Origin of the sequence: Bradyrhizobium sp. AZCC 2289 (assembly GCF_036924615.1) — a bacterium.
Taxonomy (GTDB): Bacteria; Pseudomonadota; Alphaproteobacteria; order Rhizobiales; family Xanthobacteraceae; genus Bradyrhizobium.
The window spans coordinates 3,506,833-3,531,073 of sequence record NZ_JAZHRY010000001.1 but is presented as its reverse complement, the minus strand read 5'-3'; the positions used below and the strand labels follow the sequence as shown (position 1 = coordinate 3,531,073).

At 62.2% G+C, this 24,241-nt stretch carries 29 protein-coding genes; 15 read left to right on the top strand and 14 right to left on the bottom strand.

The genetic code is table 11. The features are described 5' to 3' along the window. Window positions 1-86: 86 nt before the first annotated feature. Together V1289_RS16975 and V1289_RS16970 are read right to left on the bottom strand one after the other, a co-directional pair. Entirely contained in the window at window positions 87-872 is a 786-nt protein-coding gene (locus V1289_RS16975; RefSeq protein ID WP_334397962.1) for an enoyl-CoA hydratase/isomerase family protein, read from the bottom strand. Window positions 873-886: 14 nt separating this feature from the next. Continuing rightward, window positions 887-1,999 carry a cyclic nucleotide-gated ion channel gene (locus V1289_RS16970; RefSeq protein WP_334397961.1) on the bottom strand — a complete coding sequence of 371 codons (1,113 nt, stop codon included), beginning with the start codon at window positions 1,997-1,999 and terminating at the stop codon, window positions 887-889. 340 nt (window positions 2,000-2,339) lie between these two features. Here V1289_RS16970 and V1289_RS16965 point away from each other — a divergent pair, with 340 nt between their 5' ends. From V1289_RS16965 to V1289_RS16955, 3 genes are all read left to right on the top strand, one after another. Then, complete coding sequence (locus V1289_RS16965) at window positions 2,340-3,005, top strand: Crp/Fnr family transcriptional regulator (protein ID WP_334397960.1); 666 nt, start codon at window positions 2,340-2,342, stop codon at window positions 3,003-3,005. A 17-nt stretch (window positions 3,006-3,022) separates the two neighbouring features. Beyond that, on the top strand, window positions 3,023-3,907 hold the full coding sequence (locus tag V1289_RS16960) for a DUF6537 domain-containing protein (protein ID WP_334397959.1): 885 nt from the start codon (window positions 3,023-3,025) through the stop codon (window positions 3,905-3,907). 143 nt (window positions 3,908-4,050) lie between these two features. Further along, window positions 4,051-4,413 (top strand): PRC-barrel domain-containing protein, encoded by a 363-nt coding sequence (locus tag V1289_RS16955; RefSeq protein WP_334397958.1) that lies wholly within the window; start codon window positions 4,051-4,053, stop codon window positions 4,411-4,413. Window positions 4,414-4,524: 111 nt separating this feature from the next. On the opposite strand, the gene V1289_RS16950 is transcribed toward V1289_RS16955, so the two are convergent. Beyond that, window positions 4,525-4,767, bottom strand: a complete 243-nt coding sequence (locus V1289_RS16950; RefSeq protein ID WP_334397957.1) for a hypothetical protein — start codon at window positions 4,765-4,767, stop codon at window positions 4,525-4,527. A 173-nt stretch (window positions 4,768-4,940) separates the two neighbouring features. Here V1289_RS16950 and V1289_RS16945 point away from each other — a divergent pair, with 173 nt between their 5' ends. After that, entirely contained in the window at window positions 4,941-5,099 is a 159-nt protein-coding gene (locus V1289_RS16945; RefSeq protein ID WP_334397956.1) for a hypothetical protein, read from the top strand. Between the two features lie 237 nt (window positions 5,100-5,336). Here the strand turns inward: V1289_RS16945 and V1289_RS16940 are convergent, their stop codons facing one another. Beyond that, on the bottom strand, window positions 5,337-6,737 hold the full coding sequence (locus tag V1289_RS16940) for a TAXI family TRAP transporter solute-binding subunit (protein ID WP_334397955.1): 1,401 nt from the start codon (window positions 6,735-6,737) through the stop codon (window positions 5,337-5,339). Between the two features lie 412 nt (window positions 6,738-7,149). Here V1289_RS16940 and V1289_RS16935 point away from each other — a divergent pair, with 412 nt between their 5' ends. Continuing rightward, a complete protein-coding gene (locus tag V1289_RS16935) occupies window positions 7,150-7,503 on the top strand; it encodes a DUF3307 domain-containing protein (RefSeq protein WP_334397954.1) in 354 nt (117 codons plus the stop codon). Here V1289_RS16935 and V1289_RS16930 read toward each other — a convergent pair. Next, the gene (locus tag V1289_RS16930) at window positions 7,500-7,961 is read right to left on the bottom strand and encodes a GNAT family N-acetyltransferase (protein ID WP_334397953.1); all 462 of its coding nucleotides are present in this window, start codon (window positions 7,959-7,961) and stop codon (window positions 7,500-7,502) included. The two genes, V1289_RS16935 and V1289_RS16930, sit on opposite strands and share 4 nt — an antisense overlap. 381 nt (window positions 7,962-8,342) lie before the next feature. Between V1289_RS16930 and V1289_RS16925 the strand changes: the two genes are divergently transcribed. Further along, a complete protein-coding gene (locus V1289_RS16925) occupies window positions 8,343-9,140 on the top strand; it encodes a bestrophin-like domain (RefSeq protein ID WP_334397952.1) in 798 nt (265 codons plus the stop codon). Between the two features lie 106 nt (window positions 9,141-9,246). Here the strand turns inward: V1289_RS16925 and V1289_RS49760 are convergent, their stop codons facing one another. From V1289_RS49760 to V1289_RS16915, 3 genes are read right to left on the bottom strand one after another with little or no spacing between them, the layout of a single operon-like run. Then, window positions 9,247-9,630, bottom strand: coding sequence for a hypothetical protein (locus V1289_RS49760; protein WP_442896019.1), 384 nt, complete (start codon window positions 9,628-9,630; stop codon window positions 9,247-9,249). Beyond that, the gene (locus V1289_RS16920) at window positions 9,557-10,603 is read right to left on the bottom strand and encodes an HlyD family secretion protein (RefSeq protein ID WP_334397951.1); all 1,047 of its coding nucleotides are present in this window, start codon (window positions 10,601-10,603) and stop codon (window positions 9,557-9,559) included. Before V1289_RS16920 ends, V1289_RS49760 begins: the two co-directional genes overlap by 74 nt. Before the next feature lie 12 nt (window positions 10,604-10,615). Continuing rightward, complete coding sequence (locus V1289_RS16915; protein WP_334397950.1) at window positions 10,616-11,869, bottom strand: glycosyltransferase family 2 protein; 1,254 nt, start codon at window positions 11,867-11,869, stop codon at window positions 10,616-10,618. Between the two features lie 783 nt (window positions 11,870-12,652). Between V1289_RS16915 and V1289_RS16910 the strand changes: the two genes are divergently transcribed. Both V1289_RS16910 and V1289_RS16905 read left to right on the top strand, forming a co-directional pair. Continuing rightward, window positions 12,653-12,850: a hypothetical protein gene (locus V1289_RS16910; RefSeq protein ID WP_334397949.1), complete on the top strand. Its 198-nt coding sequence runs from the start codon at window positions 12,653-12,655 to the stop codon at window positions 12,848-12,850. Between the two features lie 143 nt (window positions 12,851-12,993). Then, window positions 12,994-13,395, top strand: a complete 402-nt coding sequence (locus tag V1289_RS16905) for a hypothetical protein (RefSeq protein ID WP_334397948.1) — start codon at window positions 12,994-12,996, stop codon at window positions 13,393-13,395. Window positions 13,396-13,509: 114 nt separating this feature from the next. Here the strand turns inward: V1289_RS16905 and V1289_RS16900 are convergent, their stop codons facing one another. Together V1289_RS16900 and V1289_RS16895 are read right to left on the bottom strand one after the other, a co-directional pair. Continuing rightward, entirely contained in the window at window positions 13,510-13,872 is a 363-nt protein-coding gene (locus V1289_RS16900) for a YkgJ family cysteine cluster protein (protein WP_334397947.1), read from the bottom strand. A gap of 36 nt (window positions 13,873-13,908) precedes the next feature. Beyond that, a complete protein-coding gene (locus V1289_RS16895) occupies window positions 13,909-14,607 on the bottom strand; it encodes a helix-turn-helix transcriptional regulator (RefSeq protein ID WP_334397946.1) in 699 nt (232 codons plus the stop codon). A gap of 102 nt (window positions 14,608-14,709) precedes the next feature. Here V1289_RS16895 and V1289_RS16890 point away from each other — a divergent pair, with 102 nt between their 5' ends. Together V1289_RS16890 and V1289_RS16885 are read left to right on the top strand one after the other, a co-directional pair. Next, window positions 14,710-14,970, top strand: coding sequence for a hypothetical protein (locus tag V1289_RS16890; protein WP_334397945.1), 261 nt, complete (start codon window positions 14,710-14,712; stop codon window positions 14,968-14,970). A 36-nt stretch (window positions 14,971-15,006) separates the two neighbouring features. Then, on the top strand, window positions 15,007-15,735 hold the full coding sequence (locus V1289_RS16885) for a glutathione S-transferase family protein (RefSeq protein WP_334397944.1): 729 nt from the start codon (window positions 15,007-15,009) through the stop codon (window positions 15,733-15,735). A gap of 164 nt (window positions 15,736-15,899) precedes the next feature. Here the strand turns inward: V1289_RS16885 and V1289_RS16880 are convergent, their stop codons facing one another. After that, window positions 15,900-16,523: a pyridoxamine 5'-phosphate oxidase family protein gene (locus tag V1289_RS16880; RefSeq protein ID WP_334397943.1), complete on the bottom strand. Its 624-nt coding sequence runs from the start codon at window positions 16,521-16,523 to the stop codon at window positions 15,900-15,902. A gap of 120 nt (window positions 16,524-16,643) precedes the next feature. On the opposite strand from V1289_RS16880, the gene V1289_RS16875 reads away from it, so the two are divergent. Beyond that, entirely contained in the window at window positions 16,644-17,537 is an 894-nt protein-coding gene (locus V1289_RS16875) for a LysR family transcriptional regulator (protein WP_334397942.1), read from the top strand. A 1-nt stretch (window position 17,538) separates the two neighbouring features. Here V1289_RS16875 and V1289_RS16870 read toward each other — a convergent pair whose 3' ends face one another. From V1289_RS16870 to pobA, 3 genes are all read right to left on the bottom strand, one after another. Beyond that, window positions 17,539-18,486, bottom strand: a complete 948-nt coding sequence (locus V1289_RS16870) for an IS481 family transposase (protein WP_334397941.1) — start codon at window positions 18,484-18,486, stop codon at window positions 17,539-17,541. Window positions 18,487-18,638: 152 nt separating this feature from the next. Then, the gene (locus V1289_RS16865; RefSeq protein WP_334397940.1) at window positions 18,639-19,094 is read right to left on the bottom strand and encodes a PaaI family thioesterase; all 456 of its coding nucleotides are present in this window, start codon (window positions 19,092-19,094) and stop codon (window positions 18,639-18,641) included. Between the two features lie 181 nt (window positions 19,095-19,275). After that, window positions 19,276-20,445: a 4-hydroxybenzoate 3-monooxygenase gene (gene pobA, locus V1289_RS16860; RefSeq protein WP_334397939.1), complete on the bottom strand. Its 1,170-nt coding sequence runs from the start codon at window positions 20,443-20,445 to the stop codon at window positions 19,276-19,278. Window positions 20,446-20,579: 134 nt separating this feature from the next. Here pobA and V1289_RS16855 point away from each other — a divergent pair, with 134 nt between their 5' ends. The 4 genes from V1289_RS16855 to V1289_RS16840 all read left to right on the top strand — a co-directional run bounded on the left by V1289_RS16855 (window position 20,580) and on the right by V1289_RS16840 (window position 24,143). Continuing rightward, a complete protein-coding gene (locus V1289_RS16855) occupies window positions 20,580-21,596 on the top strand; it encodes a TRAP transporter substrate-binding protein (protein WP_334397938.1) in 1,017 nt (338 codons plus the stop codon). A gap of 240 nt (window positions 21,597-21,836) precedes the next feature. After that, window positions 21,837-22,346, top strand: a complete 510-nt coding sequence (locus tag V1289_RS16850) for a TRAP transporter small permease (protein ID WP_334397937.1) — start codon at window positions 21,837-21,839, stop codon at window positions 22,344-22,346. Window positions 22,347-22,351: 5 nt separating this feature from the next. Next, window positions 22,352-23,677 (top strand): TRAP transporter large permease, encoded by a 1,326-nt coding sequence (locus V1289_RS16845; RefSeq protein ID WP_334397936.1) that lies wholly within the window; start codon window positions 22,352-22,354, stop codon window positions 23,675-23,677. Window positions 23,678-23,681: 4 nt separating this feature from the next. Continuing rightward, window positions 23,682-24,143 (top strand): DUF3237 domain-containing protein, encoded by a 462-nt coding sequence (locus V1289_RS16840; protein WP_334397935.1) that lies wholly within the window; start codon window positions 23,682-23,684, stop codon window positions 24,141-24,143. Window positions 24,144-24,241 lie beyond the last annotated feature (98 nt).

Here is a 24,241-nt window from a genome sequence, read left to right as displayed (position 1 = left end):
CACTCACGTCTTTCGAATTTGCGGAAGCAGCCCCTCACCCCCAACCCTCTCCCCGCGAAGCGCGGGGAGAGGGAGCGCATGGCGCACTAAAACTTCGGCGCCCGCTTTTCTGCAAAGGCCTTGATGCCTTCCTTGATCTCGGCGCCGCGCATGCTCTCGCGATGGCGCTGGTCGGCGGCGGCCTCATCGAGCTTGCCGTGGGCGATCTCGTTGATGGCGCGCTTCATGCCGGCCATCGCCACCGGCGCGTTGCCGGCGAGGATGGTGGCGAGCCTGTCGACTTCCTCGTCCAGCGATTCCAGCGGCACCATCGCGGTGAGGTAGCCGATCCGCAGCATTTCCGGTGCGCTGATCTTTTGCGCGGTCAGGAACAGTTTCTTCGCATTGTCGGCGCCGAGCCGCGATACATAGCGGGCGATGCCGCTCTTGTAATAATGCAGGCCCAGCCGCGCCGCCGGCATGAACATCTCTGATGTGTCGACCCCGATGCGGAAATCGCAGGCCAGCGCCAGATCGGTCGCGCCGCCATAGACGCCGCCATTGAGCCGGCAGATCGTTGGCACGCCGAGATCCTCCAGCCGGTTGACTACCACTTCAAACGCCGAGCCGGCGCTCTGCTCTTCCCTGGCGCTGGTCGCACGCTCGGCGACCGAGTTGAGATCGTAGCCGGCGCTGAAGGCGCGGCCGGTGCCGGTCAAGACCAGCACGCGAATCGCGCGATCGGCCTCGATCCGGTCGAACAGCTTTACGAGGTCGCCGAGGTCTTCCGCCTGCAGCCGGTTCAGATGTTTTGGCCGGTTGAGGCGGATGGTCGCACGGGGGCCTGATAGCTCGAGCACCGGCGCAGTTGCCGTCTCGGCGGCGTCGGACATGGTTTTCTCCATTGTTATTTGTTTTCCAGCGCGCGCCGCTTGGCCTCGGCGTCGATGGTTTCGGCGAGATCGGGATGCCGCGCCATCAAGAGGCGGAAGTCGACGAGGTCGAGCACCAGAAGCTTCGACAGCCGCGTGGTGGTGATATTGGCGGAGCGCAGATTATTGCCGAGCAGTGCCATCTCGCCGAAGAACGCGCCTTCGCCGAGCGCCACCTTCTTGCCGGGCAGATCGACCTCGACTTCGCCGGCGGCGATGAAATACATGCAGTCGCCGGTCTGGCCCTTGCGGATGATCATGGTGCGCGGCGGCAGATCCATGGTGCGCAGCATGTGGGTCACGTCGGCGATCGCGGCCGGGCCGAGGGCGGCGAAGAACGGAACCTTGCTGACGGATTCCCAGGTCTTGAGGAAATTGTCGCGGCGTGTTTCCGCGGCGAAACCGGTGGCGAGGATGCCGGTCCAGAGCCCGAACACGCCGAGGCCCGAGATCATGACCAGCGCGGCCACCAGGCGGCCGAGCGGTGTGATCGGCACCACGTCGCCATACCCGGTCGTCGTCAATGTCACGACCGCCCACCACAGCGCATCCGGCACGCTGCCGAAAGTGGCCGGCTGGACGTCGTGTTCCAGGAAATATTCGGCGACCGAGGCGAGAAACACCACCGTCAGGAAGATCACCAGCACGCTCAACAGCGGGCCGGATTCCTGCACCAGCACGCGGCGCAATTGCCGCAGTCCGGGAATTCCCGGAACCACTTTGAGCACCCACAAGATGCTCAGCAGCCACGCCGTCTTGGGGTCGACGCCGCAGACGATCGCCAACGGCACTGCGACCGCACCGGCGGCGTCGACCAGCCCGCGCCCGGACAGCGCATAGGCCCATCCGCGTTGCAACAGCACGGCGTGGCGCAGCCGCACCACCCATTCGAACACGAAGTAGGCGAGGCAGCCCCACAAGACAGCATCGACCCAGTGATGCGCCGCCTCATAGGCCGGGGTGACCGTCAGCATCACCATCATGCCGACGCCGATCGTCACCGCGACATAGGCCGCGTTGGTCATGTTGCGGCCCGCCATTGCGGTGATGAACTGGGCCAGAGCCGGGTGAACGAGCCGCTTGGACATCGGGGAATGGCGCCTGATCGGTGCAAAAAAGCTGTTAGCGGTCATGCCAAAGCGTGGCCGGTCCGGCAAGGTGCCCGCCCCCGGGAGGGCCGTCAACGACGGCCGGAGAAGGGCGTTGCCGGCGGCGACCGGCCGGCGCCGTCAGCGGCGACGCCGGACCTCGCCGGTTCGGACGCCGCCGCCCGGCAAGGTTGGCAGGAAAATTGGCCGGGATCTGTGAGAATCCCGACAAAACGTCGTTTTTTCCCCGTATATCAAAAGATGCCCGTCAACATTACGATGGCAGCGCGGCGGATACGGAATCGCGAAAACATTCACTGGTTAGAATTGGTTGGCTCCCATGGATACGTCCCATCTGGCAGAACACGCCGGAACCGCCGGCGCACTTTTCGCGTCAATCTTCGTGGTCGCCACCACGACGATGCGGACAATGATCCCGTTGCGGGTGTTCGGTATTCTCGCCAACGTCGTCCTGTTCGCGACGGCCATTCCGATCCATAATTATCTGGTCATGGTGGTGCAGGCGGTGATGCTGATGGTCAATTCGTATCGGCTGCACCAGATGCTGCAGCTGGTCCGCGACGTGAAGAAATCCGTCAACAGCGATCTGTCGATGGATTGGCTGAAGCCGTTCATGACCGAGCGCAATTGCGCGGCCGGGGAAGTCCTGTTCTACAAGGACGAGAAGGCCGAAGACATGCTCTATATCGTCAGCGGCCGCTTCCGGTTGGTCGAGTCCGGCATCGAATTGCCGGTCGGCGCCATCGTCGGCGAGCTCGGCATGCTGTCGCCGTCGAACACGCGAACCCAGTCGCTCGAATGCATCGAGGCCGGTCGCATCCTGAGCGTCAGCTACAGCAAGGTCGAGGAGCTTTACGTGCAGAATCCCGCCTTCGGCTTCTACTTCCTTCGTCTCGCCAGCGCCCGGCTGTTTCAGAACCTCGACGCGCTGGAAAAGCGGTTGGCGCAGCAGATTGCAAAAAACGCCGAAGCGAAGCCGGCTTGAGTACTGGGAGCGCGACAGTGTCAGACGACGGCGTTCTGTCTTCGCTGCGTTATCTGTTCGCCGATCTGATCGGCGAGGAGGACGATACGCCGCCGTTTCTCCCGGAGGGATTGCCGGAAGCGGTTGCGCCGGTGGCCAGCGACGCCATCCATACGCTGATCGACTATCAGAGTACGGCGTACGCTCAGCTCTATGTCGACCGGTTGCGGCGGTTCGTCGGCCGCCGCGGCGTCGATGATGCGATGCTGGGCGAGATCGCGCGGCTGATGGCTGCGCGCATGGGCTACGAAGATCCGATCCGGATCGCGCAATTGAAGCTTGCCGAAATCACTGACGCCGCCGGCAATCCGCAGCTTCAATCAACCCGCGATGTCAGGAAATTCCGGCTGGACGAACTGATCAGCGCGCTCCCCGCCATTGTCGCCGAGTACGTGCTCGATGCGCTTGAATGGGTGGGCTGGCTGCACAAGCCGGTTTCGATCAGCTTCAGCGCCGCAAGCCGGCTGGGAATTCGCCGATTGAAGCTCGAGGCGTCGCTGAAGCGCTGGCGGCGGTACTCGGTGCGCTATACCAAGGAGCGGGTCTGGGTCGAGCGCTGGCTGCACATGATCGACCGCAGCCTGACCAAGCAGCCGGCGGCCGCATCCACGATTGTGCAGACCGCGGGCATGATCGAGGGCTATGGCGACCCCTATCGCCAGGGCATCGCGGACTGGAATGCGATCATCGACGGCCTCGCCAAGCCGACCTTCGACGGTGTGCTTCCCTTGCCCGATCTTGCCGGCGCGATTACCGAAGCGCGTGCGGCGGCGCTGCCCGATCCGCGCCAGGTCGCACTGAAGCGCAAGATCGCGGAGATCCGGGCGCGGGTGCCTGCCGCCACAAACGCCGCGGCCGGGTGATCCCAAGCACTCCGTTTCCCGGGAAGCGACTCGCGATCCGATGAGGGAAAAAGGCGCCGCAAGACATGGAGTCATGCCGGCGCAGGAACAATCGTGTTTGCTGTCGGTTGCAAAATCTCATCGCGTAAACACGGAGGCCTCAAATGGCAATCGACACAAACGAGACAGGAACCCTGATTGGTAGCGACAAAGTGGAAGGCACGGCGGTGTACGGCGCTGACAGCAACAAGATCGGATCGATCGAGCGCGTGATGATCGACAAGGCCAGTGGCAAGGTATCGTACGCGGTGCTGGGCTTTGGCGGATTCCTGGGACTCGGCAACGATCACTATCCGCTACCGTGGCAGTCACTCAAATACGACACCCGCCTCGGCGGATACGTCACCGGCGTTACCGAAAAGCAGCTTCGCGGCGCGCCGAAATACGGCAACGACAATGAGTGGAACTGGGGCGACCTGACCCGGACGCGCGCGGTCAATGATTATTACGGCGTGCCGATCGTTTGACCACGCCGCGAGTTTCGCGTGTTCGGCAGTAAAGACGGTCCCGGCGCAGCAGCACCGGGGCCGTTTTTCTTTCGCGGTTGGACGCTTCCGCTTGCAGCCAACGCGCCGTAGCTATTCCGCCGCTTCGGGGCTGCCCTGCGTGTGCCCATCCGGCCCGCGGTTGAAGACGCCATAATTGGCGGACTTCACACCCGAGACGCCGTCGGCGCCGCCAACTCCCAGCCCATGTCTCAACAGCTCGCGCACGGCCGCCGCCCGGGTCGGCATGCGGTGTTGGAAACGAAAATCATCGACTAAGGCCAGTTCCTCCGGAGACAGCATGACCTGCAGTCGCTCTCCACGCATCTCGCTCATGGTGACGCACCCAAAGTTAGCCAATTGAGTAATTTGCTAAACGAGGCAACTCGACGTCGGTTCCATCAATTGAGGCAACTGTGTCAATTTAGCAAAATACTCAAGTAAAAACAATGACTTATTACCTTGTATCCGGCGCTTGGCGGGCTATATTTTTGTCTTGGGAGGACGCCATGACTGACCCCGTCAAGCTACCCCGCAAACTTTCAGACGAGCCGGAGGCACCAAAGCCGCGGCGGCCGAGCCATCAAAAAATCATCGACCAGCTCGACCGCTGGGCCAACAGTCCTGGTCTCCAACCACCGAGATTATCCGATGAGAAAACGATCTGAGCCGCATTCATTCGAGCAGCGACTGGAAGAGCACAAGCTAAGGCTTGAGGCCGAAGCCGCCAGGCTGCCAAGCGGAAGCGAACGCGATGACATTATGAAACGCATCGAGCTGCTTCAGCGGGCTGCTGACATCAACATTTGGCTCTCGCAACACGCGTGAGCTTGCTTGAATGCGCTTGAGGAGAAAAAATGCCGGCGATACGCCGGCATTTTTGTTTTGCGCGGGCGGAGTGTTCCCTACGCGCTCTGCGCGGTCTTCACAGCAACCACATTGTCGTCCTGGGATGGTGGGTGCCGCTTCAGATGGTCGCGGCGCATGCTGATCTCGTCGCGGACGAATTCATAGCCGAGCTTGAACGTGTCCAGCCCGTCGCTCGAGATAGTGCCGTCGCGCAGGCCTATCACCGCGCCGCGCAATATCCCCTCAAGTTCGTCCTGCAGCTCGTCGAGCGCATCGAGGGTTTTGGCGTACTCCATCCGCTCGCCGATATCGAGGATGGCAGTTGCAAGCTCGCCGGCCTTCTCGGGCGCGACCCGCGTGACCTTGGTGTAGATGCCGGCGAAGATCGAACCGATGACGCTCAATGCCGCCGCACCCAGATACATCACGTCGCTGTAGCGATCCATGAACGACTTGGTGTCGTCGTTGATGTATTCGGCGGCCCCCTGATGCGCGATGATAAAGGCGTCCTTGTCGGTTTCAGCGGGTTCGATCTTGGAGGCGAAGCCATCGTCCAGCGCAAGCTCGGCCTTGTTCTCGTAGATGATGCGCGCGAGGTCGCCCGCGGTGGTCGTCGACAGCCTGGATTGCGCGACCAGCAGCCACTCGAGCCCGATGGTATCGACGTCGTCGTCGGGGACCGCCGGCGAGGAGGACAGCATGCCGGTCGCCACCGTCTCTTCGGAGAGCGCCGGATATTTCCTGGCCAGCGCTTTCGCCGCGTCGATCGCGTTCAGGGTAAAGCCGCCGTGCTTGGCATATTGCTCGTAGCTCTTGTCCTTCATCATCTTCGAGGCGTGTGCGATCGCGATCACGGCGCCGAAGCCTGACGCAAAAAGCTTGTCGAAGGTCGTATTGGGCGGGGCCATCTGGACCCGGGACGCGGCGTCGGCGTTATCCGAGAGTTCGAGAACAGTGCGGACAAACGCGACGCTGTTTTCGCCGTCGGCAAGCACGGCGATCTTCTTTTTCTTCAAATCGGCGACGGATTTGATCTTCCTGCCGCCGGGGGTCAGCACCAGCACCACGTCATGTTCGAGGATCGCAAGCGCGCGCGCGCGGGCCGGGATCTTGGCGTCGGTGCGCAGGATGGCCAGATTGGCTTCCTTGCGGTCGAACTGCGCAAGCGCCTTGGTATTGTCGCCGTTGGGTACAATCTTGAGCCGCAGCCGCGACGAATTGTTCTTCAGCAGCGCGGCAAGCCTGGCGGCGAAACGGGCCTCGGGACCGTTGGCCTCGCCGACGGCAAAGACCAGCGTTTCGGAATTGCGCAGCCAGACCCGGCCGCCCCACACGGTAACGGCGGTCAGAATCAGCGTCAGGATGGAAAACAGGATGATCTGCGAGCGGTTGCTTTTGACGACCCGCGAGCGGGGAGGCGGCGTTTCCGGATGCGGCGTTGGGGCTTCGGCGCTCATGGCTCACACCCTGTCGGGGACGTCTTGCCGCCATCGCGGCGCCGCAGGCCGTCCGAAAGAATTTGTAAATGCCTAAAAAAGAACGATAATTTGCCTGCGCGCAATAATATCCCGCCCCGGCCGGATTGCAAACCGGCCCGGAGGTAACCTTACCGGCGAAAGCCATGCGCGTGGCCGTGGTATCGCCGTTCGGCCACACCATGTGTATTTCGTGCGACCTACAGGTGCATTCCGCTCCGGGAGATGCCATAAATAACGGCAACGTTCAATTTGTCCGGGTTTGAGAAAAAAATTGCGCTGACAGCCTAGACCACCGGTTTTTTTGCCACCTCTTCTGTCCGAGCAAAGGGCGTCAGCTTTGTTGTTTCCTTCCATGTCGTCGTCGGTCCCGGTTGGTTTGCTGGTGGGTTGGATGTTGCTTCTCACGGTGAAGCACATCATCGCCGATTTCGTGCTGCAAACATCGTGGATGGCGATCGGCAAGGATCAAAAGACCGGCTGGGCGATGCCGCTGCTGGCGCACTGTCTGGTGCATTTCGCCGTGGCTATGGCGCTGATCCTGATCGTTGCGCCGCGGTTCTGGTTCGTCGCGCTGATCGATTTCGCCATTCACATCACGGTCGACCGCGCCAAGGGGATTTGCGCGTCGCGCTTCGGCGTGACGCTGGAGCAGGAGCATCCGTGGTTCTGGACGCTGATCGGCGTCGACCAGGCGCTGCATCATCTCACCGGCTTCGGCCTGTCGATCTTCATGGCGGCGAATTAAGCGTCCCGGAAAAACACGCTCATCTGGTGCGGCCCGACCTTTCGTTCGGATATGGTCCAGCCCAGCGCTTCGTAGAAACGCGTCATCCGCGGCCGCGCGCAGAGATGGACGCGGCTGACACCGAGCGCAAAACAATCCTGCGCCGCGCGGTCGACCAGTGCCGCGCCGACACCGTGCCGGCGCGCGGCCTCCTCCACCCAGACGGCGGCGATCCATGGCGTCAGTTGCGGCCGCTCCGCGAGATCGGAGGCGATCACCGACGACGTTCCGAGGAATGTCCCGCCATCATGCGCGACCAGCGCGAACGGAATCGGCGCGGCGTCCATGTTTTCGCACAGGCGCCCGGAAATAGTGTCGGGCGGCGTACCGCTGGCTTCCCACCACGCCTCCCAGATCCGCTTCGCCACTGTGTCGAAGAATTCTGGACGCTGGCGAAGGTCGGAGATGGTGAAAGACATTTCCTGGTCTCAGGGGTATCGCGTCGCTTGCTTTATCTTACCCTCCGCTGGAGGGGGAGGGTGGACGCGAATGAAATGAGCGGCGGGGGCCCTAGAAACCCGCTTCTATCGGGGCGGCCAAGCGCCGGCCATGCCGCCCACGCCTGTTCCAACTCGCTCATCGGCCTCATCCTGCGGATTTGGCAGCATAAAGCGATGCAGCAAAAATGAAAAACGCTGCCGCCCGATACGCGGATGACGGGCGGTCCCGCGATCCCCCGGCGCCAGGGGAACCGGAAAAAATTGTAAGAGCAGCAACGTGGGAAGTCCGCCCTAGTGCTTGCATGATTGGCAGCCATACTTGGCGGCGTGAGGCGGGCCGTCCTGTAATGGAGATCGATAATGATCTTCATGTTGTTTGCCGTAGCCATTGCCGCCTTGTTTTTTGTCGGCTCACTCATCTTGCTGAGTTTGGGTCAGCACCTCGGCTTGCGGTATCGCAAGCGGAGCGGCACCGAGGGCACCGGAGGGTTGGCGACCGTCGAGGGTGCAATATTCGGCTTGATGGGTCTACTGCTGGCATTCACGATCTCTGGTGCGCTGCAACGCTTCGATGACCGCCGTCAGTTGGTCATTCAGGAAGCGACGGCGGCCACGACTGCGCATGACCGCCTGGACCTATTCGGCGGAGACGACGCACACAGGCTCCGGAGCAGCCTCAAAGAATACATCCGCGCCCGGGCCGATCTGTATCGAATGGCGCATGATTTCTTGCTGCTCCAGCGAGCGGAAGATTTCTCGGACCAGCAGGAAAAGAAGCTTCTGGAACTCAAGAACCAGCTATGGGACGCGGCGGTGGCGGCTTGCTCACAACCGAACTACCGTCCCGCATGCGGTTTGTCGCTGCCAGCCCTGAATAGCCTCTTCGAGGTTGCACGTCAGCGTGCAGGTGCCGCCGAAAAGCACCCACCGCAGATCATCTACTTTATGCTGTTTGGCCTTGGTCTGGGGTGCTCACTGCTCGCCGGGTTCGGGATGGCCGCGAGCGCAGGGCACAGTTGGATACACATGGTGATCTTTGCAGGAACCTTGACCGTTGCGCTCTACATCGTGACCGATATGGAATATCCGCGTCTTGGCCTCATTCGGATCGAGAGCTTCGATCATTTCCTCGCCGACGCCTACGATCAAATGCGGTAACGGCGGTGCGCGGCCAGCTTTTGTGCCCGCCTTGCAACTTCGGCCTTCTGCCCGTGGTGCTCTTGATCTTCTTCGTTTTTGCAAGTTGACCGCGGAGCTATCGCGCCTACATGCAATCCGGCAGGCCGGGGGCCTCGATGGTCGGGGATACCACCATTTCCTTGAAACAGTTGGCGCACCGGGCGCTTGCGCCGACGATCTCGCACGTCTCGTCACCGGATACGATGTCGCGCTGACATTTCGGACAGGTGTAACCGGCTTCCTTCTCGACAAAGTCATATGACGGTCCGACAAAAGCGCAGATCATGTGATGGAGGATCGGGAAAAGCTCCAGGCGAGCGGATTTACACACCGGACAAAGTGATTGATCTGCCCTGATTTGCACCAGCCGCGCCTCTCGACAATTAGCAACGCGCCTATTGAAGACCGAGCAGACGCACCAACGCGGTGGCGGCGCGATAGGTGACGTCCGTGTAGAACATGTGAACATAGACCGTTGAATTGAGCGGCGGCGGCGCAACCTCGGGAGTGAAGCGAATGCGCGCAATCTGGGTAGAGGGACGGTCACGCGCAAACAGTTGCTGCTTTGCGGGGTACACATCGGAAATTGGGAGAATTTCCGCAATCCGTCCTGAAATGCGGCGGTTGCCGAACAGCACGAGCACTTCATTGCCGACCTCGGGCTCCACCAAGCGGGCGTTCGGAATGTGCCAATCGACATAGACATCGGTCGGATCGAGGATTTCGGCGATCGGAGTACCGGCCACCAGGGATTGTCCAACAGTTGCAAGATTTGTCGAAACGATGCCGCTGATGGGCGCCAGTACTCGCCCCCCGGCGAAATTCCGCTCGACCTCATCGAGGCGGTCGCGAAGCTGTTGCGCAAACTCGTCCAGGTCGGCCAATTGGGTGACGGCCTCCGCGACCATCGCCTCTTGCGAGATGACGGCCTTGCGCGCCGCTGCACGCTCGCGGTGCATTTCCAGACGAAACGTCAGGCTCCCGGCTTGCGATCCTTCAATCTGGTCGGCGGCAGCCTCGGTCAGTTCCTTGTAGGCTCTCGCCGCTTCAAGCGTTTCCTGCGCCACCCGCGCCTCGACCCGCAGTTGCGATCTGCGGCTCGCGATGTCGGACAATCCGCGCATATAGGTGGCGACGATATTGTCCTGTTCGGGCGACCGCACCAGCCCGATCTCTTCGCCTGCCTTGACCGCAGCGCCGCGCGCCGCATTCACGGCCCTGACTTGCACGAGATAGGGAAGCGAAACGACGTGCGCCGGCGCGGAGACAGTTCCGGGACCGCTTAGGTATACCAGCGGGGCGCCGAAGTAGATGACAAAGAAGGCGAGCACCCCGAATACGCTCGTCGCATAGACGATGCGCACAAGCCGTCCGGCAGCGCGCCTCCGGCTTTCGACGGGATCGGGAACGTTCGGATCGAGCCTGTTCATGGTGACGTTCATGAACCTGATCCTTCAAGTCCGGTCAGCAAACAGCGCGCGGCGCACGCGTGGCGGCACGAAGTCATCGTGCCTGGAAGTCGCGAAGAGGATCTCTGAGGAGTAGGAGAAGAACCGGGCACACTTCAAATAGACGCCTTGGTAGAATGGAAAGATCAGGGATGCTCCAAGGCTAAACAGTCCGGAAGACCGGTTGAACAGGACAAACGCAAGCGCCAGGTTAAAGAGCGAGATCCAAAGAAGCAGAATGTAGATCGCGGCGAGAAACAGAACCGCATCGGCGCCGAATAGTGCCACAAGGTAGACGAGATAGAATGGCAGACTGAGCGTCGGAACGAGATCGAAAAGGATGAAGTCCAGTCTTTGAAGTGTATCCGGCAACCGTTCAAGCCGGTGGAAGAACCGCAACTCGCCGTACATCATGAAGCGAATTCGCAGGGCATCGCGATCCCAGCGCGCGCGCTGGCGCAGGAGACCGATACCCCCGACCGGGCCTGCCGTTTCCGCCCACGCCTCCGGTACGAAACGGACGAGATAACCCAGACGGCGCAGGCGCAGACTGAATTCCAGATCTTCTCCGGGGCCGACGTCGAGCCCACCTTGCTGGACGAACACATCGCGGCGGTACATCGAGCAAGCGCCGGAAAGGCAGGCGATCGCACCCACAATGTCAAGTATCGTTCTACCGGCACTTATCGACATCAAGTATTCGATGCTTTGAAGCCCTGTCCACAGCGAGTGGCGATCATTGCTGATTGCAATGTTGCAGCTCGCACCGGCGACGCGCGGGTCGTTGAAAGCGGACGCAAGGCGCGCCACGGCAGTTGGCTCGAAAATCGTGTCTGCGTCCACTGTCAACAGCAGGTCGCCGGTGGCGAACCGGGCCGCTGCGTTTATGGCGGCGCTCCGGCCACAGCGCGTGCCGTGGCAAATGACCATGTCGACCAAGCCAAGCGCGCGCGCCCGCTCCGCCGTCGCGCGAGTTTCGTCAGTAGAACCGTCATCAACTACGATGATCTCAAGCGGTTGCAATGTCTGTTGTCGGAGCGAGGCGATAGAAACGCCCAGACCGGAGCCGCCATTGAAAGTCGGCACGATCACGGTGACCGAAGCTCTGACCAATGCATCGTCTTTCTGAGGTCTTCTGGTCAGCCCCAGCAGCGAGAGAGAAAGCAAGGAAAACGTATATCGTGGAATGTCGAAGATCAGTGCCGCAAAAGCGAGCACGATCCAGTTCGTCCCGGCGATCAACTGCATCATTTCGACCATGCTGACTACCTTCGGCGTAAAACCGATTTGGCGTCGCGCCCGGACCGTCAAATCCCCAAGTCGATGCGGAACCCGATAGCCGGACAGAGCGCGTCATCCATATACGAACGCGGACGTTCTCGAACTCTTTAGGCTGCAGTGAGAATTGTAGAAGTTCTGACCACGGCCCGCGCCGGTACCACTCGGCGGCGCAGTTTCAGGCTTCTTGGCGATCGCCGGTTCAACCTTTCAAGTCGAGTATGCAGATTGTGCCAAACTGCGGATCGGTTGCAAAACTACGTGCATGTCTCCCCTGCGGGTATATAGTTAGTGCAGGGGAATATCCATGCGTCAGCCCGGGACCAGGAGTGAGCGCCGGATGCAAGGGGCTTTCGGAAGCGGTCCGGGCTGGTTAGCCCCGATCTTGCATTCGGACCGCATTTGGACAGCACGGCGCGGGAACTCTCCGCTTGCGGCGCGGGCAGCGCGCGTGGGGCTTCCGCGAAACCATGAACCACCCACCACCGCCGTTCCAAAGCTCGAAACGCCGCCGCCTCGCACTACCGAAGCAGCGCCAAGCCACTGCTTTTTGCGGCTCAAGCAGCGCGGTCTCTCCGCTCTAGAGAACGAGGCCGTTTTTAATATGGCGGTGATCAGCATTGGCGCTCTGCCCGTGGTTCTTCTCGCCGTGGTCCTGTTCGCCAGTTGAACGGCTGGTAGCCGCAGCTTTCGCGCCTCATCCGAACACTGTGCCGGTCGCCCGCCAGCCCTGATACATTCACGAACCGCCACGGCTCGACATGGATGGCCGAAAACGACCTGCCAAAACTGTTCGTCAACGCCGAACCGGGCGCGATCCTGATCGGGCCCGTCCGGGAGTTCTGCCGGAAGTGGCAGAACCAGACCGAGGTGACGGTCCCCGGTTCGCATTTCATCCAGGAAGATTCCGGGCCTGACATCGGGGAGGCGGTCGCGCGGTGGATGAAGGCGCATGCGATCTGACCCGCGAATCAGATGCGGCACCGCGGCTCCGATTCGGCTGCAACTGGCAAGCACCCCGCAAACACCCCGGGTGACTACTGCAGCCCTTGGTTAACCTTTCGTTAGAACATTGCACTGCATCTTCCGCACCAGGGGGAACTCCAATGTTTTCAAGCCGCGACGCCTTCGAGAACGATTTCTGTCCGGTCCGGGAGGAATTGCTCGGCGAAATGTACCGCGCCAACGCCAACGGCCTGCCCGTCCTCGTGGAGAGCGTTTCTTCCGAAGTCCGGGCCATGCTGGCGCTGTTCTGCTATCGCCGCAGCCATTTGCATTCGCTGGCGCTGGCGATCGCGGCCAGCTGCAGCGAACGCGATTTGATCCAGTTGGGCGGCCGCGTCGGCTCGACCCTCTACGCACTGTCCCGTGCACCGGCCGCACGCTCCACGCCGTCGTCCTACGGCCACCGCAAGCCGATCACGCTCTCGACCAAGCCGCTCTCGACCTTCGCGCGGGTCGAGGACGATGTCGACGACGAGGATGTCGCGGAAGCTGTGACGGCGTAAATACCCACAGCCGTCGTCCCGGCGAAGGCCAGGCGAAGGCCGGGACCCATACCGCGTGATCTAGCGGTGAGGCGACGTGGCTGACGCCTGCATTCAAGTGGCTGACGCCTGCATTCAATAATTCGCTTTGGTGGCTGGGTCCCGGCTCAAGGCCGGGACGACATCGGAGGGCAATCCATGCCTTCGCCGCGCCATCGCGCATTCGGCATCGCCGGGCATGCAGGTCCGGCAGACCTCGGGCCGCACCGCATAGATCGTGCAGGACGTCGCGACACCGACCTTGCCTGACAGCGCCGAACAGCGATCGCCGTCGCAGCGCATCCCCGACAGTCTGTCGTTGACGAATTTTTCCGGGATCAGGTCGAGCGCTGCGTCATCCTCGGTGGTGAAGCGCGGCCAGTTCTGCGAATAGCTGCAACAGGCACCGCAGGCCTGGCAGGGGCTTTCGACGCCGATGGCGGGACCGCTGTTCTCCATGGGGCCTGCTCTAGCGCGGAATGAAGCGGCCGGCCATCAGGTATCTTTCGGAGCCTCCCAGACCAGGCTCCTGCGCCATCGGGCGCGCAGCAGATCGCGCCGCTCCGGGTATTTTTCGTCGTGGTACACCGCCTCGACGACGCGGTCGGTGCGGAAACTGCGAAAATCCTTGCGCAGCTCGCACCACGCCGCCAACAGCCGCACCGTCTCATGATAGCCGACGGCAATTGGCCAAATGGTGCGCTCGGAGTCGCGGCCGTGCTCGTCGCGATAGTTCAGCGTGATCTTCTTGCCCTCGTGAATCTGCGCCCGCGTCCGCACCATGTCGATGCGGTCGGGCTCCCGGTTCCAGCTGGGGCGGGCGCGGCTTGCGGGCTCCAGCACGAACGGCCTCAAGCGCTCGGTGACCGTGTCGGCGATTTTCGCCATCAGATCCTGGGCGGCGCGCGCCAGCACGGGATCGGCGTGGCCGACCACCCATTGTGCACCGAGCACGCAAGCCTCGATTTCATCGGGGGTCAGCATCAAGGGCGGCAGGTCGAATCCTTTTTCGAGGATGTAGCCCATGCCGGCCTCGCCGCGAATCGGCACGCGCTGTTCGATCAGGGTGGCGATGTCGCGATAGATCGTCCGCTTCGAGGTCTCGAGCTCGGCCGCGATCGCATCCGCCGTCAGCGGTTTGCCGGTGCGCCGGAGCACCTGGATGATTTGAAACAGCCGGTCGGCACGTCGCATGACACGTCTCTTTTTTGCGGTTGGCCTCGCTGCTGCTGACAGCATGTTGGCAGCAGGCGGCGGTTATACCGGGACAACACCTCAATTGAAGGGAATTTGTCCATGATGATTCTTGCTGAACTCGGATTCCAGCGGGCTCAGACCTGTGTGCTGGAGCACCTGATTGCCTTTCACTTTGCCTCCGGCGACCTGCGCTGGGTGATGATAGCGCTGGCCTTGCGGTCATTCAGCGCAATGTGGGCTTTCGGCCATGAGCGCCTTCTAACCATGGTCCTGAACGCCGCCCGCCGCATCGGGCAAAAGGCCCGCTTCGCGGCGGAGATCGCCCATGCTGACACCATGGTGGCAGCAGGGGGGCGCTAGGGTCGGGCATCATATCAAGAGATCGGGAGCCTCCACATGATTACCCTCTATGGCTTTGGCACGGGCTTCGGCTTGCCCGAAATCAGCCCCTTTGTGACCAAGACTGAGGTCCAGTTGAAGATGGCCGGTCTGGCCTATCGCAAGGAAAAGGCGAAGCCGCCCAACTCTCCCAAGGGGCAGTTGCCCTATATCGTCGATGATGCCGAGAGTGTGGCCGATTCGACCTTCATTCGCGCGCACATCGAGGGCAAATACGGCTACGATTTCGACGCCCCGCTCAGTCTGCAGGCGCGGGCCCAGGCCTGGGCGTTCGAGCGCATGATCGAGCACCATGTCTATTGGGCGCTGGTCGGGGCGCGCTGGGTCGATGGCGAAAACTTTGCCAAGGGGCCGGCACATTTCTTCGATGGGGCACCGGAGCATCTGCGCGAAAAACTGCGCGAGGACGCCCAGTTCCGGGTCGCCGAGAACTATCTCTTGAGCGGTCTCGGCCGCCACGCGCCGGAAGAGGATGTCGACCTCGCCATACGTTCGCTGTTTGCGCTGTCGGTCCAGCTCGGCGACAAGCCATATCTGATGGGAGATGTGCCCTGCGGCACCGATGCCACCGCTTTCGGCACGCTGGCCGGGATACTGACGCCGTTCTTCGAGTCGAGACTGCGGGAGCGGGCCGAAAAATTCGAAAATCTCACCGCCTATGTCGACCGGATGATGCTGCAGTACTATCCGGAATTCGCCTGGGCACCGCTGCAACAGGCGGCCTGAGCGTCGTCTGTCGTCCCCGCCTAGTGCGCATTGCGCACGGGAGCGGGGACCCATACACCGCGGCCGACGGAAGAGGCGCTGTGGTAGGCGGCTTTTCCAGCCACTAGCATCGGTGCTAATGGGTCCCTGCTTTCGCAGCGACGACAATGGTTTTTGTGGTCGTCTTAGAGGGGCTGCCCGCTGGATACCCCGCCCTTCAATGCAGCCTCGAGTTCGGCGATGCGGCCGTCGCGCGTCGCCAATGCGGCCGCCACATCGGCGGCGTCGAATTTTTGCGGGATGTGCTGCGGGCAGTTGGTATCCCACGCCGAGATCCTGAACAGGATCACCTGCTCGGGCCGCGCCTTGTAGCCTTGCGGCATCAGCGATTGCACCAGCGCCGGATCGTCGTCGACCACGCGCGCCTCGCCCCAGATCTTCACCCGGCGGCGATGCGCATAGTCCATCACGAAGATATACGCCTTCGGATTTTCAGAGAGATTGCCTTGCGTGATGTACTGCCGATTGCCGCTGTAGTCGGCGAACGCGATCGTGTTCTTGTCCAGGATTTTGACAAAACCCTTCGGGCCGCCGCGATGCTGGATGTAGGGCTGGCCGTCTGCGCTGGCGGTCGAAAAATACAGGCTGTTCGTTTCCGCGAGGAAGCCGGCGAGGTTTGCATCGATCTCCGTGCGCCAGCCGCGCTGCTCGGCATCGGCGTAGGCGTCGCGCGAACCCTTTCGGGTCTGGATCGACTTGACCGCCGGGGTGAACGCGACATCGCTGGAATAGGTGTGAAGGTCTGACATCTGAACCCCCTCAAATCCGAAGTACCAAAGCCGTCTCGTTGCCCCTCAAGATGGAGTCTTTGGGAATTTAAACAATCAGGCCAATTGACACTTCACTATTGCAAGATATGAAACAATACCATGGACCGGATCGACGCCATGCGGGCCTTTGTCGCCGTCGCCGACCTGCAGGGATTTGCCCCCGCGGCGCGCAAGCTCCGGCTGTCGCCTTCCGCCGTGACGCGGCTGGTTGCGGCGCTGGAGGATCGCCTCGGCGCGCGGCTGCTGCAGCGGACCACGCGGCAGGTGACGCTCACCGATGCCGGTGCGCGCTATCTGGAGCGCGCACGCCGCATCCTCGCCGATGTCGAGGAGGCGGAAAGTTCGGCCGAGGGCGAACAGACCCGGCCGGGCGGCCGGCTGGTGGTTTCCGCGCCGGTCGGATTCGGGCGCCTTCACGTCAGTCCGGTCGTGACCGCCTATCTGAAGCGCTATCCGGAGGTGTCGGTCGATCTGCGCCTGTCGGATCGCGTGATCAATCTGGTGGAGGACGGCGTCGATCTTGCGGTCCGGATCGGTCACCTCCCGGATTCGACCCTGGTCGGGCGTCACGTCGGCGAGATGCGGCGGATCGTGGTGGCCGCAAAGGACTATCTGAAACGCCGCGGCGAGCCGAAGCGGCCCGCGGACATTGCCGCGCACGACACCATCCAGTTCGGCGCCATGACCGCGTCGCCGGACTGGCGCTTCGTCGAGGACGGAAGCGAGCTCCGCGTTGCCTGCACGCCGCGCTTTTCGACCAACAGCGCCGATGCCGCGGTCCAGTACGCCGAGCAGGGCGGCGGCCTGACCCGGGTGTTCGCCTATCAGGCGGCCGAATCACTCAAGGCCGGGCGGCTCAAAATCGTGCTGGCGAAATTCGAGGTGCCGCCGCTGCCGATCCACATCGTCTATCCGACGTTGCGGCTGTTGTCGGCCAAGGTGCGCACCTTCATCGATCTCGTGACCGAGACCAGCGACTGGCATTTTGGGTAGGCTAGGTGTGGAGCCTCAACAGGTTGTCCTCGGTCAAGCCGAGGCGGCTGATGGGTGGTTTGGACTTTAGACTGCTGTGTGGTCGATGCCAGTTATATCGATGCAGCCAGATCGGCAGGTGCTGAGCCCGATGATCTGATGTGAGATAGGCTTGGGCATAGGCCCATTCGCGCAACGAGGTTTGGACGAAGCGCTCGGCCTTGCCGTTGGTTTTCGGCGTATAGGGCTTAGTGCGCAGGTGCTTGATTTTGAGCAGGCGCAATGCCTTAGGGTAACGACGGGATCGGAAGCTAGTGCCGTTGTCGGTCATGACACGATAGACTTTGACACCATGGGCCCTGAAGAAGCGCAACGCGTTAAAGAGAAAGCTCAGGCAGGATCGACGTTTTTCATCGGGCAAGATTTCCGAATAGGCGACGCGGGAATGGTCGTCGATTGCCAGGTGCAGATATTCCCAACCGACCCTGCGGCTCTTGCTTTGGCGATCGCCGGTGATGCGGTGGCCGACTTGCTCGAAACGGCCCAGCTTTTTGATATCGATGTGGATGATCTCGCCGGGGTGTTCGCGCTCGTACCGGCGCACCGGTTCGGCCGGCTCCAGTGCCGAGAGCTTGTTGATGCCGAGCCGCTGCAGGATGCGGCTGACGGTCGCCGGAGACACGCCGACCTCGGCCGCGATCTGCTTGCCGGTGTAGCGCTGGCGGCGCAAGGCCTCAACCACGGCGCATGTGGCGGGCGCCGTTTGGCTTGGCAATGAAAGAGGCCTGGAGGAGCGGTCGCGCAAACCATCGACACCGCCTGCGCGGAACCGTCCGACCCATTTGGCGACGGTCTTTGGCGTGGTGTTGAACTGGCGCGCGGCGGCCGCTTTGCTCAGTCCCGCTGCCACACTCCGCACCATGGCCTCTCGACCTTTCGGCGTCAGGGGAGCATTCTTATGGCTGTTCATCTGGTCTCTCCGTGGAACACTGAAGCTTCGCAACCTCAGCTTCCTCGGTTCGGACCAGATGGACAACCTCCTGAAAGCCCACAGCTAGGTCGTCATTCCGGGGCGATGCGAAGCATCGAACCCGGAATCTCGAGGTTCCGGGTTCGCTCGTTTCACTCGCGCCCCGGAACGACAGCATCTCTTTTCGGCACCACCCGGAACGTGCCGTTGGCGCGCGCGATCACGACGTCGTCGGCCTTGATCAGGCTTTGCGCGAAGCAGATCGTGCTGCCGGTCTTGATCACGTCGGTCTCGACCGCGAGCCATTGCCCGACCTGCGCGGTACCGATGAAGTCGACCGCGAGCGAGATCGTCACCAGCGACGACGCGCCACCCATGCGATGCCCACAGCTATGGCCCATCGCGTTGTCGGCGAGTGCGGCAATCAGTCCGCCGTGAATCAGGCCGCGCCCGTTGGTGTGCGGCCTGGCCAACCGCAGTCCGATGATCACCGCCTTGTCCGTCCGCTTCGAATAAAGCGGCTCCCAGGGGTCGGTGAGCGGGCTTTTCCTGAAGTGGGGCTCAAAGCCGTCGGGAACGTCAGTGATGACGGGCGTGTCGGTTGTCATGAGCGGCTCGCGTGTTGGCGGTACATGCGCCATTGAACGCGATCTCGGTGACGGTTTCACCGCCTACAAAGTTTTAAACGGGATTTCGGTGACTGTTTGAAAACGGAGTGACGGTCCCCCGCCGTAATTGCGACCCGTTGGCTCCTCGCAATGACGCGGCGGGCGCCTCAGCAAAACTGCCCTAAAGCGGCAGCCCCACATAATTCTCCGACAGCGAGGCGGACGCGGCTTTCGAGCTGACCAGGTAATCCAGCTCGGCCAACTGGATCCGCGCGCCGAATTCGCCCTGGTCGGGAAATTTGTGCAGCATCGAGGTCATCCACCACGAGAACCGCACCGCCTTCCAGACCCGCGCCAGCGCTCTCGCCGAATAGCCGTCGATGCCGGCGGAGGATTTCTCGTCGTAATATTCGCGCAATGCTTGCGAGAGATAATGCACGTCGCTGGCGGCGAGGTTCAATCCCTTGGCGCCGGTCGGCGGCACGATATGCGCGGCGTCGCCGGCCAGAAACATCCGCCCGAACCGCATCGGCTCGGCGACGAAGCTGCGCAGCGGCGCAATGCTCTTCTCGATCGACGGCCCGGTGACGAGTTCGTCGACCGCCTTCTGGTCCAGCCGGCTCTTCAACTCGTCCCAGAACCGCTGGTCCGGCCATTGATCGATTTGATCGTCGAGCGGGCATTGCACGTAATAGCGGCTGCGGTGGGCCGAGCGCATGGTGCAGAGCGCAAATCCCCGCGCATGGTTGGAATAGATCAGCTCGTGGCTGACCGGCGGCGTCTCCGACAGGATGCCGAGCCAGCCGAACGGATAGATCCGCTCGAAGGTCTGGATCGCCGAGGGTTTGACGCTGGCGCGGCTGACGCCATGAAAACCGTCGCAGCCCGCGATGAAGTCGCAGGCGATCTCGCAGGCAACGCCGTCCTTGACGTAGCTGACGCGCGGATGGTCGCTGTCGAAATCATGCGGTTCGACGCCGGCGGCCTGATAGACGGTGGCGAGGCCGGCGGCCTTGCGCGCGTTCATCAGGTCGAGCGTCACCTCGGTCTGGCCGTAGATCATCACCGTCTTGCCGGTCGGGGCATGCATGTCGATGCGATGCCGCGCGCCGCCGAAGGCCAGCTCCACGCCATGGTGGATGAGGCCCTCGCGATGGGCACGCGCGCCGGCGCCGACCTGGTCGAGCAGCGCCACGGTGCCCTCTTCGAGCAGGCCGGCGCGAATGCGGCCGAGCACGTATTCCGGCGTCTGGCGCTCGAGAATCAGGTTGTCAATGCCGTAGGCATGAAGTAGTTGCCCAAGCAACAGTCCGGCTGGCCCCCCGCCAATGATTGCTACTTTTGTCCGCAATACTTGCTCCCCCCGATATTATAGGCTTGAACTTAACCGGCTTGCGGGCTGTCGTCAGCTTGCAATGATGATTATAACATATAACAATAATTGCAAAAGGCCGTCAAAGGTCTGACAAGAGGGAGAAGATGTCGATGAGGAAGACGTTCTTGGCGTTGCTGCTGGCCGCCAGCGTGACGCCCGCGTTCGCGCAGGAGAAAACCTTCGAGCTGAAGCTGTCGCACTGGGTGCCGGCGTCGCACCCGCTGCAAAAGGCGCTGGAAGACTGGGGAGCCGCGGTCGAGAAGGCATCCGACGGCACCATCAAGTCCAAGGTCTTCCCGGCCCAGCAGCTTGGCAAGGCGTTCGACCATTATGACATGGCGCGCGACGGCATCGCCGACGTCACCTATATCAATCCGGGCTATCAGCCCGGCCGCTTCCCGATCATCGGAGCCGGCGAGTTGCCGTTCCTGATGTCGGACGCCAAGGGCGGCTCGATGGCGCTCGACGCCTGGTACCGGAAATATGCCGAGAAGGAGATGAAGGACGTCAAGTTCTGCCTGGCCTTCATCCATTCGCCCTCGTCGTTCCACTCCCGGACCAGGAAAATCGTAGTGCCCGACGACGTCAAGGGCATGAAGATCCGCCCCGCCCACGCCACGATGGCGACGTTCATCACCCAGCTCGGCGGCACCAACGTGCAATCCTCCGCGCCGGAGGTCCGCGACATCATCGAGCGCGGCGTCGCCGACGCCGTCACCTTTCCGTGGGGGTCGCTGGTGCTGTTCGGCATCGACAAGGTGACCAAGTATCACATGGATGCGCCGCTCTACGTCACCACCTTCGCCTTTGTCATGAACAAGGACAAATACAACCAGATGTCCGACCGCCAGAAAAAGGCGATCGACGACAATTGCAACACTGAAGCCGCCGGCCGCGTCGGCGAGCCCTGGGGCAAATTCGAAGACGCCGGTATCGAGAAGGTCAGGGCCGAGGAAGGTCACGAGATCTACAAGCTGACGCCGGACCAGACCGCACTGTGGAAGAAGGCCGCCGAGCCGCTGGTCAAGAGCTGGGGCGATGGCGTGAAAAAGACCGGCGTCGATCCGGACGCCGCGATGGCCGAACTTCGCGCGTCGCTGACCAAATACGACGCGCTCGCGCAGTAGCGACGCTCCTCTCCCTCTCCCGCTTGCGGGGGAGGGTTGGGGTGGGGGTGCCGACACGAGTCAGACTGTTCGAGTGGAGAGAGCCCCCACCCGGCGCTTACGCCATAGCCGAAGCTTCGCTTCGGCGTTCCTATTCAAGAGCGGCCGCCGCAGGCGGCCCGTGCCTCCCCCGCAAGCGGGAGAGGTAACGGTGCCAAGCCTCACCGACCAAATGATGTTGAGCAACAGGATGTTCGGGACATGAATCGCGCGTCTATGGATCGCTTTATCGATACGATCGAATGGATCGCCGCCGGCTTCGTCGGCATCGTGGCGCTCAACATCTTCATCTCGGTCATCCTGCGCAATACGCTCAACTACGCGATCCCGGACTCCTTCGATATCGGGCGCATGCTGCTCGGCATCCTGATCTTCTGGGGCATCGCCGCCACCAGCTATCGCGGCGGCCACATCACCGTCGATCTGATCTGGGCCAATGTCAGCCCGAAATACCAGCGCTGGATCGACGTGTTCGCGACGCTGGTGCTGCTGTTCGTGGTGACGGTGCAGACCTGGACGCTGTTCGACAAGGTGCGCGGCACCTATTACGACAATGTCCTCACCTTCGAGATGCACATGCCGACCTGGCCGTTCTTCGCCGTCGCCTGGGCCGGCGACGTCTCCGCGGTGCTGCTGATCGCGATCCGCACCTACCGGCTGATTTTCCACCCGGATCTGATGCACGATCCCAAGATCAAGACCGTGGAGTAGGCGGCATGAGCACCGACGCCGTCGCCGTTCTCGGCTTCATCGCACTGTTCACCCTGATGCTGCTGCGCGTGCCGGTGGGCATGGCGATGGGCCTCGTCGGCGTCACCGGCTTCGGTTATCTCGTCGGCTTCTCGCCGGCGCTGAAACTGGTCGGCCAGACCTCGATGCGCACGGTGACCGACTACACCTTCGGCGTGATTCCGATGTTCCTGCTGATGGGCACGCTGGTCAGCAATTCCGGCATGAGCCGCGAGCTGTTCCGCGCCGCCAACGGCTTTGTCGGACATCTGCGCGGCGGGCTCGGCATTGCCACGGTGGCGGCGTGCGGCGGCTTTGCCGCGATCTGCGGCTCGTCGGTCGCGACCGCCGCGACGTTCTCGGCCGTCGCGTATCCCGAGATGCGCCGCTTCGGCTATCCGCAGTCCTTTGCCACCGGCGTGATCGCGGCCGGCGGCACGCTGGGGGCGATGCTGCCGCCGTCCACCGTGCTTGCGGTCTACGGCATCATCACCGAGCAGGACATCGGAAAACTGTTCATCGCCGGCATCATTCCCGGCCTGCTCGCGATGACCATGTACATGATCACGATCGCGCTGATCGGATATTTGCGGCCGGGCTTTCTGCCGACCGGCAAGCAAACCAGCTGGCGCGAACGCTTCGCGGGCCTGAAAAATATCTGGGCGCCGGTGCTGCTGTTCGTGTTCGTGATCGGCGGGCTTTACGGGCTGCCGTTCCTGCCGCGCTTTACGCCGACCGAAGCCGGCGGCGTCGGCGCCACCGGGGCGTTCCTGATCGGGCTGCTCACCGGGCGGCTCGACAAGGAAAAAATCCTCAATTCGCTGTTGCAGGCGACCCGCACCGCGGCCGCGGTGTTCACCGTGCTGATCGGCGCCTTGATCTTCGGATATTTCCTCACGGTGACGCAGACCCCGCAAAAGGTGACGGAGTTTCTGACCGGCCTCGGGCTCGGCCCCTACGGCGTGCTGGCGCTGATCATGGTGATGTATCTGGTGCTCGGCTGCCTGATGGACGCGATGGCGATGATCATCCTGACGGTGCCGATCATCTTTCCGGTGATCTCGCATCTCGGCTTCGACCCGATCTGGTTCGGCGTCATCATCGTGATGACGGTGGAGCTTGGCCTGATCCATCCGCCGGTCGGCATGAACGTCTTTGTCATCAAGAGCGTGGTCAAGGACGTGTCGTTCTCCACGATCTTCAAGGGCGTGCTGCCGTTCGTGGCGACCGACCTCGTTCGTCTGGTCATCCTGATCGCCTTTCCGTTGCTGGCGACCTGGCTGCCGCAACGCATGATGTCGGGGGTTCATTAGCGCGATGACGCCCGTGCTCGAAACCAGATACGTGTTCACCATCACCGCCCGCATCGGCGAAGTGACGACCGCCGGCGAGACCGGTCATGGCGTTCGCCGCATCATCCCGATCACCGGCGGTGAGGTGAGGGGCGAAGGCATCAACGGAAAAGTCTGCGCGTTCGGTGCGGATTTTCAGATCATCCGGCCGAACGAGCTGATCGAGCTCGAGGCCAGATATGCCTTCGAGACCGACGACGGCGCGGTGGTCTATGTCGAGAACAAGGGCATTCGGTTCGGGCCCGTCGATCTGCTGCAGAAGCTCAAGCGCGGCGAGCCGGTCGATCCAAAGCTGATCTATTGCCGCACCGTGCCGAAATTCGAGACCGGGGCCGCGAAATACCGCTGGCTGATGGAAAACCTGTTCGTGGCGTCAGCCGCCCGCCACGCCGACCGCGTCGTTATCGACGTGCATCAGGTGCTGTAAGTTTCTGGCTCGGCGCCCCGGTTGCCGGAGTTGGCATCACCGTCCCGCGGCTCGCGAAGCAAGCAAGGGATCGCTGCTCGAACCCGCCGCGTTCGCCA

Bases quoted from the DNA above. Each gene is read 5' to 3' on its own strand.
- V1289_RS16975 (WP_334397962.1), bottom strand. From the start codon at position 872: ATGTCCGACGCCGCCGAGACGGCAACTGCGCCGGTGCTCGAGCTATCA.
- V1289_RS16970 (WP_334397961.1), bottom strand. From the start codon at position 1,999: ATGTCCAAGCGGCTCGTTCACCCGGCTCTGGCCCAGTTCATCACCGCA.
- V1289_RS16965 (WP_334397960.1), top strand. From the start codon at position 2,340: ATGGATACGTCCCATCTGGCAGAACACGCCGGAACCGCCGGCGCACTT.
- V1289_RS16955 (WP_334397958.1), top strand. From the start codon at position 4,051: ATGGCAATCGACACAAACGAGACAGGAACCCTGATTGGTAGCGACAAA.
- V1289_RS16950 (WP_334397957.1), bottom strand. From the start codon at position 4,767: ATGAGCGAGATGCGTGGAGAGCGACTGCAGGTCATGCTGTCTCCGGAG.
- V1289_RS16945 (WP_334397956.1), top strand. From the start codon at position 4,941: ATGACTGACCCCGTCAAGCTACCCCGCAAACTTTCAGACGAGCCGGAG.
- V1289_RS16940 (WP_334397955.1), bottom strand. From the start codon at position 6,737: ATGAGCGCCGAAGCCCCAACGCCGCATCCGGAAACGCCGCCTCCCCGC.
- V1289_RS16935 (WP_334397954.1), top strand. From the start codon at position 7,150: ATGTTGCTTCTCACGGTGAAGCACATCATCGCCGATTTCGTGCTGCAA.
- V1289_RS16930 (WP_334397953.1), bottom strand. From the start codon at position 7,961: ATGTCTTTCACCATCTCCGACCTTCGCCAGCGTCCAGAATTCTTCGAC.
- V1289_RS16925 (WP_334397952.1), top strand. From the start codon at position 8,343: ATGATCTTCATGTTGTTTGCCGTAGCCATTGCCGCCTTGTTTTTTGTC.
- V1289_RS49760 (WP_442896019.1), bottom strand. From the start codon at position 9,630: ATGTTCACATGTTCTACACGGACGTCACCTATCGCGCCGCCACCGCGT.
- V1289_RS16920 (WP_334397951.1), bottom strand. From the start codon at position 10,603: ATGAACGTCACCATGAACAGGCTCGATCCGAACGTTCCCGATCCCGTC.
- V1289_RS16915 (WP_334397950.1), bottom strand. From the start codon at position 11,869: ATGGTCGAAATGATGCAGTTGATCGCCGGGACGAACTGGATCGTGCTC.
- V1289_RS16910 (WP_334397949.1), top strand. From the start codon at position 12,653: ATGGCCGAAAACGACCTGCCAAAACTGTTCGTCAACGCCGAACCGGGC.
- V1289_RS16905 (WP_334397948.1), top strand. From the start codon at position 12,994: ATGTTTTCAAGCCGCGACGCCTTCGAGAACGATTTCTGTCCGGTCCGG.
- V1289_RS16900 (WP_334397947.1), bottom strand. From the start codon at position 13,872: ATGGAGAACAGCGGTCCCGCCATCGGCGTCGAAAGCCCCTGCCAGGCC.
- V1289_RS16895 (WP_334397946.1), bottom strand. From the start codon at position 14,607: ATGCGACGTGCCGACCGGCTGTTTCAAATCATCCAGGTGCTCCGGCGC.
- V1289_RS16890 (WP_334397945.1), top strand. From the start codon at position 14,710: ATGATGATTCTTGCTGAACTCGGATTCCAGCGGGCTCAGACCTGTGTG.
- V1289_RS16885 (WP_334397944.1), top strand. From the start codon at position 15,007: ATGATTACCCTCTATGGCTTTGGCACGGGCTTCGGCTTGCCCGAAATC.
- V1289_RS16880 (WP_334397943.1), bottom strand. From the start codon at position 16,523: ATGTCAGACCTTCACACCTATTCCAGCGATGTCGCGTTCACCCCGGCG.
- V1289_RS16875 (WP_334397942.1), top strand. From the start codon at position 16,644: ATGGACCGGATCGACGCCATGCGGGCCTTTGTCGCCGTCGCCGACCTG.
- V1289_RS16870 (WP_334397941.1), bottom strand. From the start codon at position 18,486: ATGAACAGCCATAAGAATGCTCCCCTGACGCCGAAAGGTCGAGAGGCC.
- V1289_RS16865 (WP_334397940.1), bottom strand. From the start codon at position 19,094: ATGACAACCGACACGCCCGTCATCACTGACGTTCCCGACGGCTTTGAG.
- V1289_RS16855 (WP_334397938.1), top strand. From the start codon at position 20,580: ATGAGGAAGACGTTCTTGGCGTTGCTGCTGGCCGCCAGCGTGACGCCC.
- V1289_RS16850 (WP_334397937.1), top strand. From the start codon at position 21,837: ATGAATCGCGCGTCTATGGATCGCTTTATCGATACGATCGAATGGATC.
- V1289_RS16845 (WP_334397936.1), top strand. From the start codon at position 22,352: ATGAGCACCGACGCCGTCGCCGTTCTCGGCTTCATCGCACTGTTCACC.
- V1289_RS16840 (WP_334397935.1), top strand. From the start codon at position 23,682: ATGACGCCCGTGCTCGAAACCAGATACGTGTTCACCATCACCGCCCGC.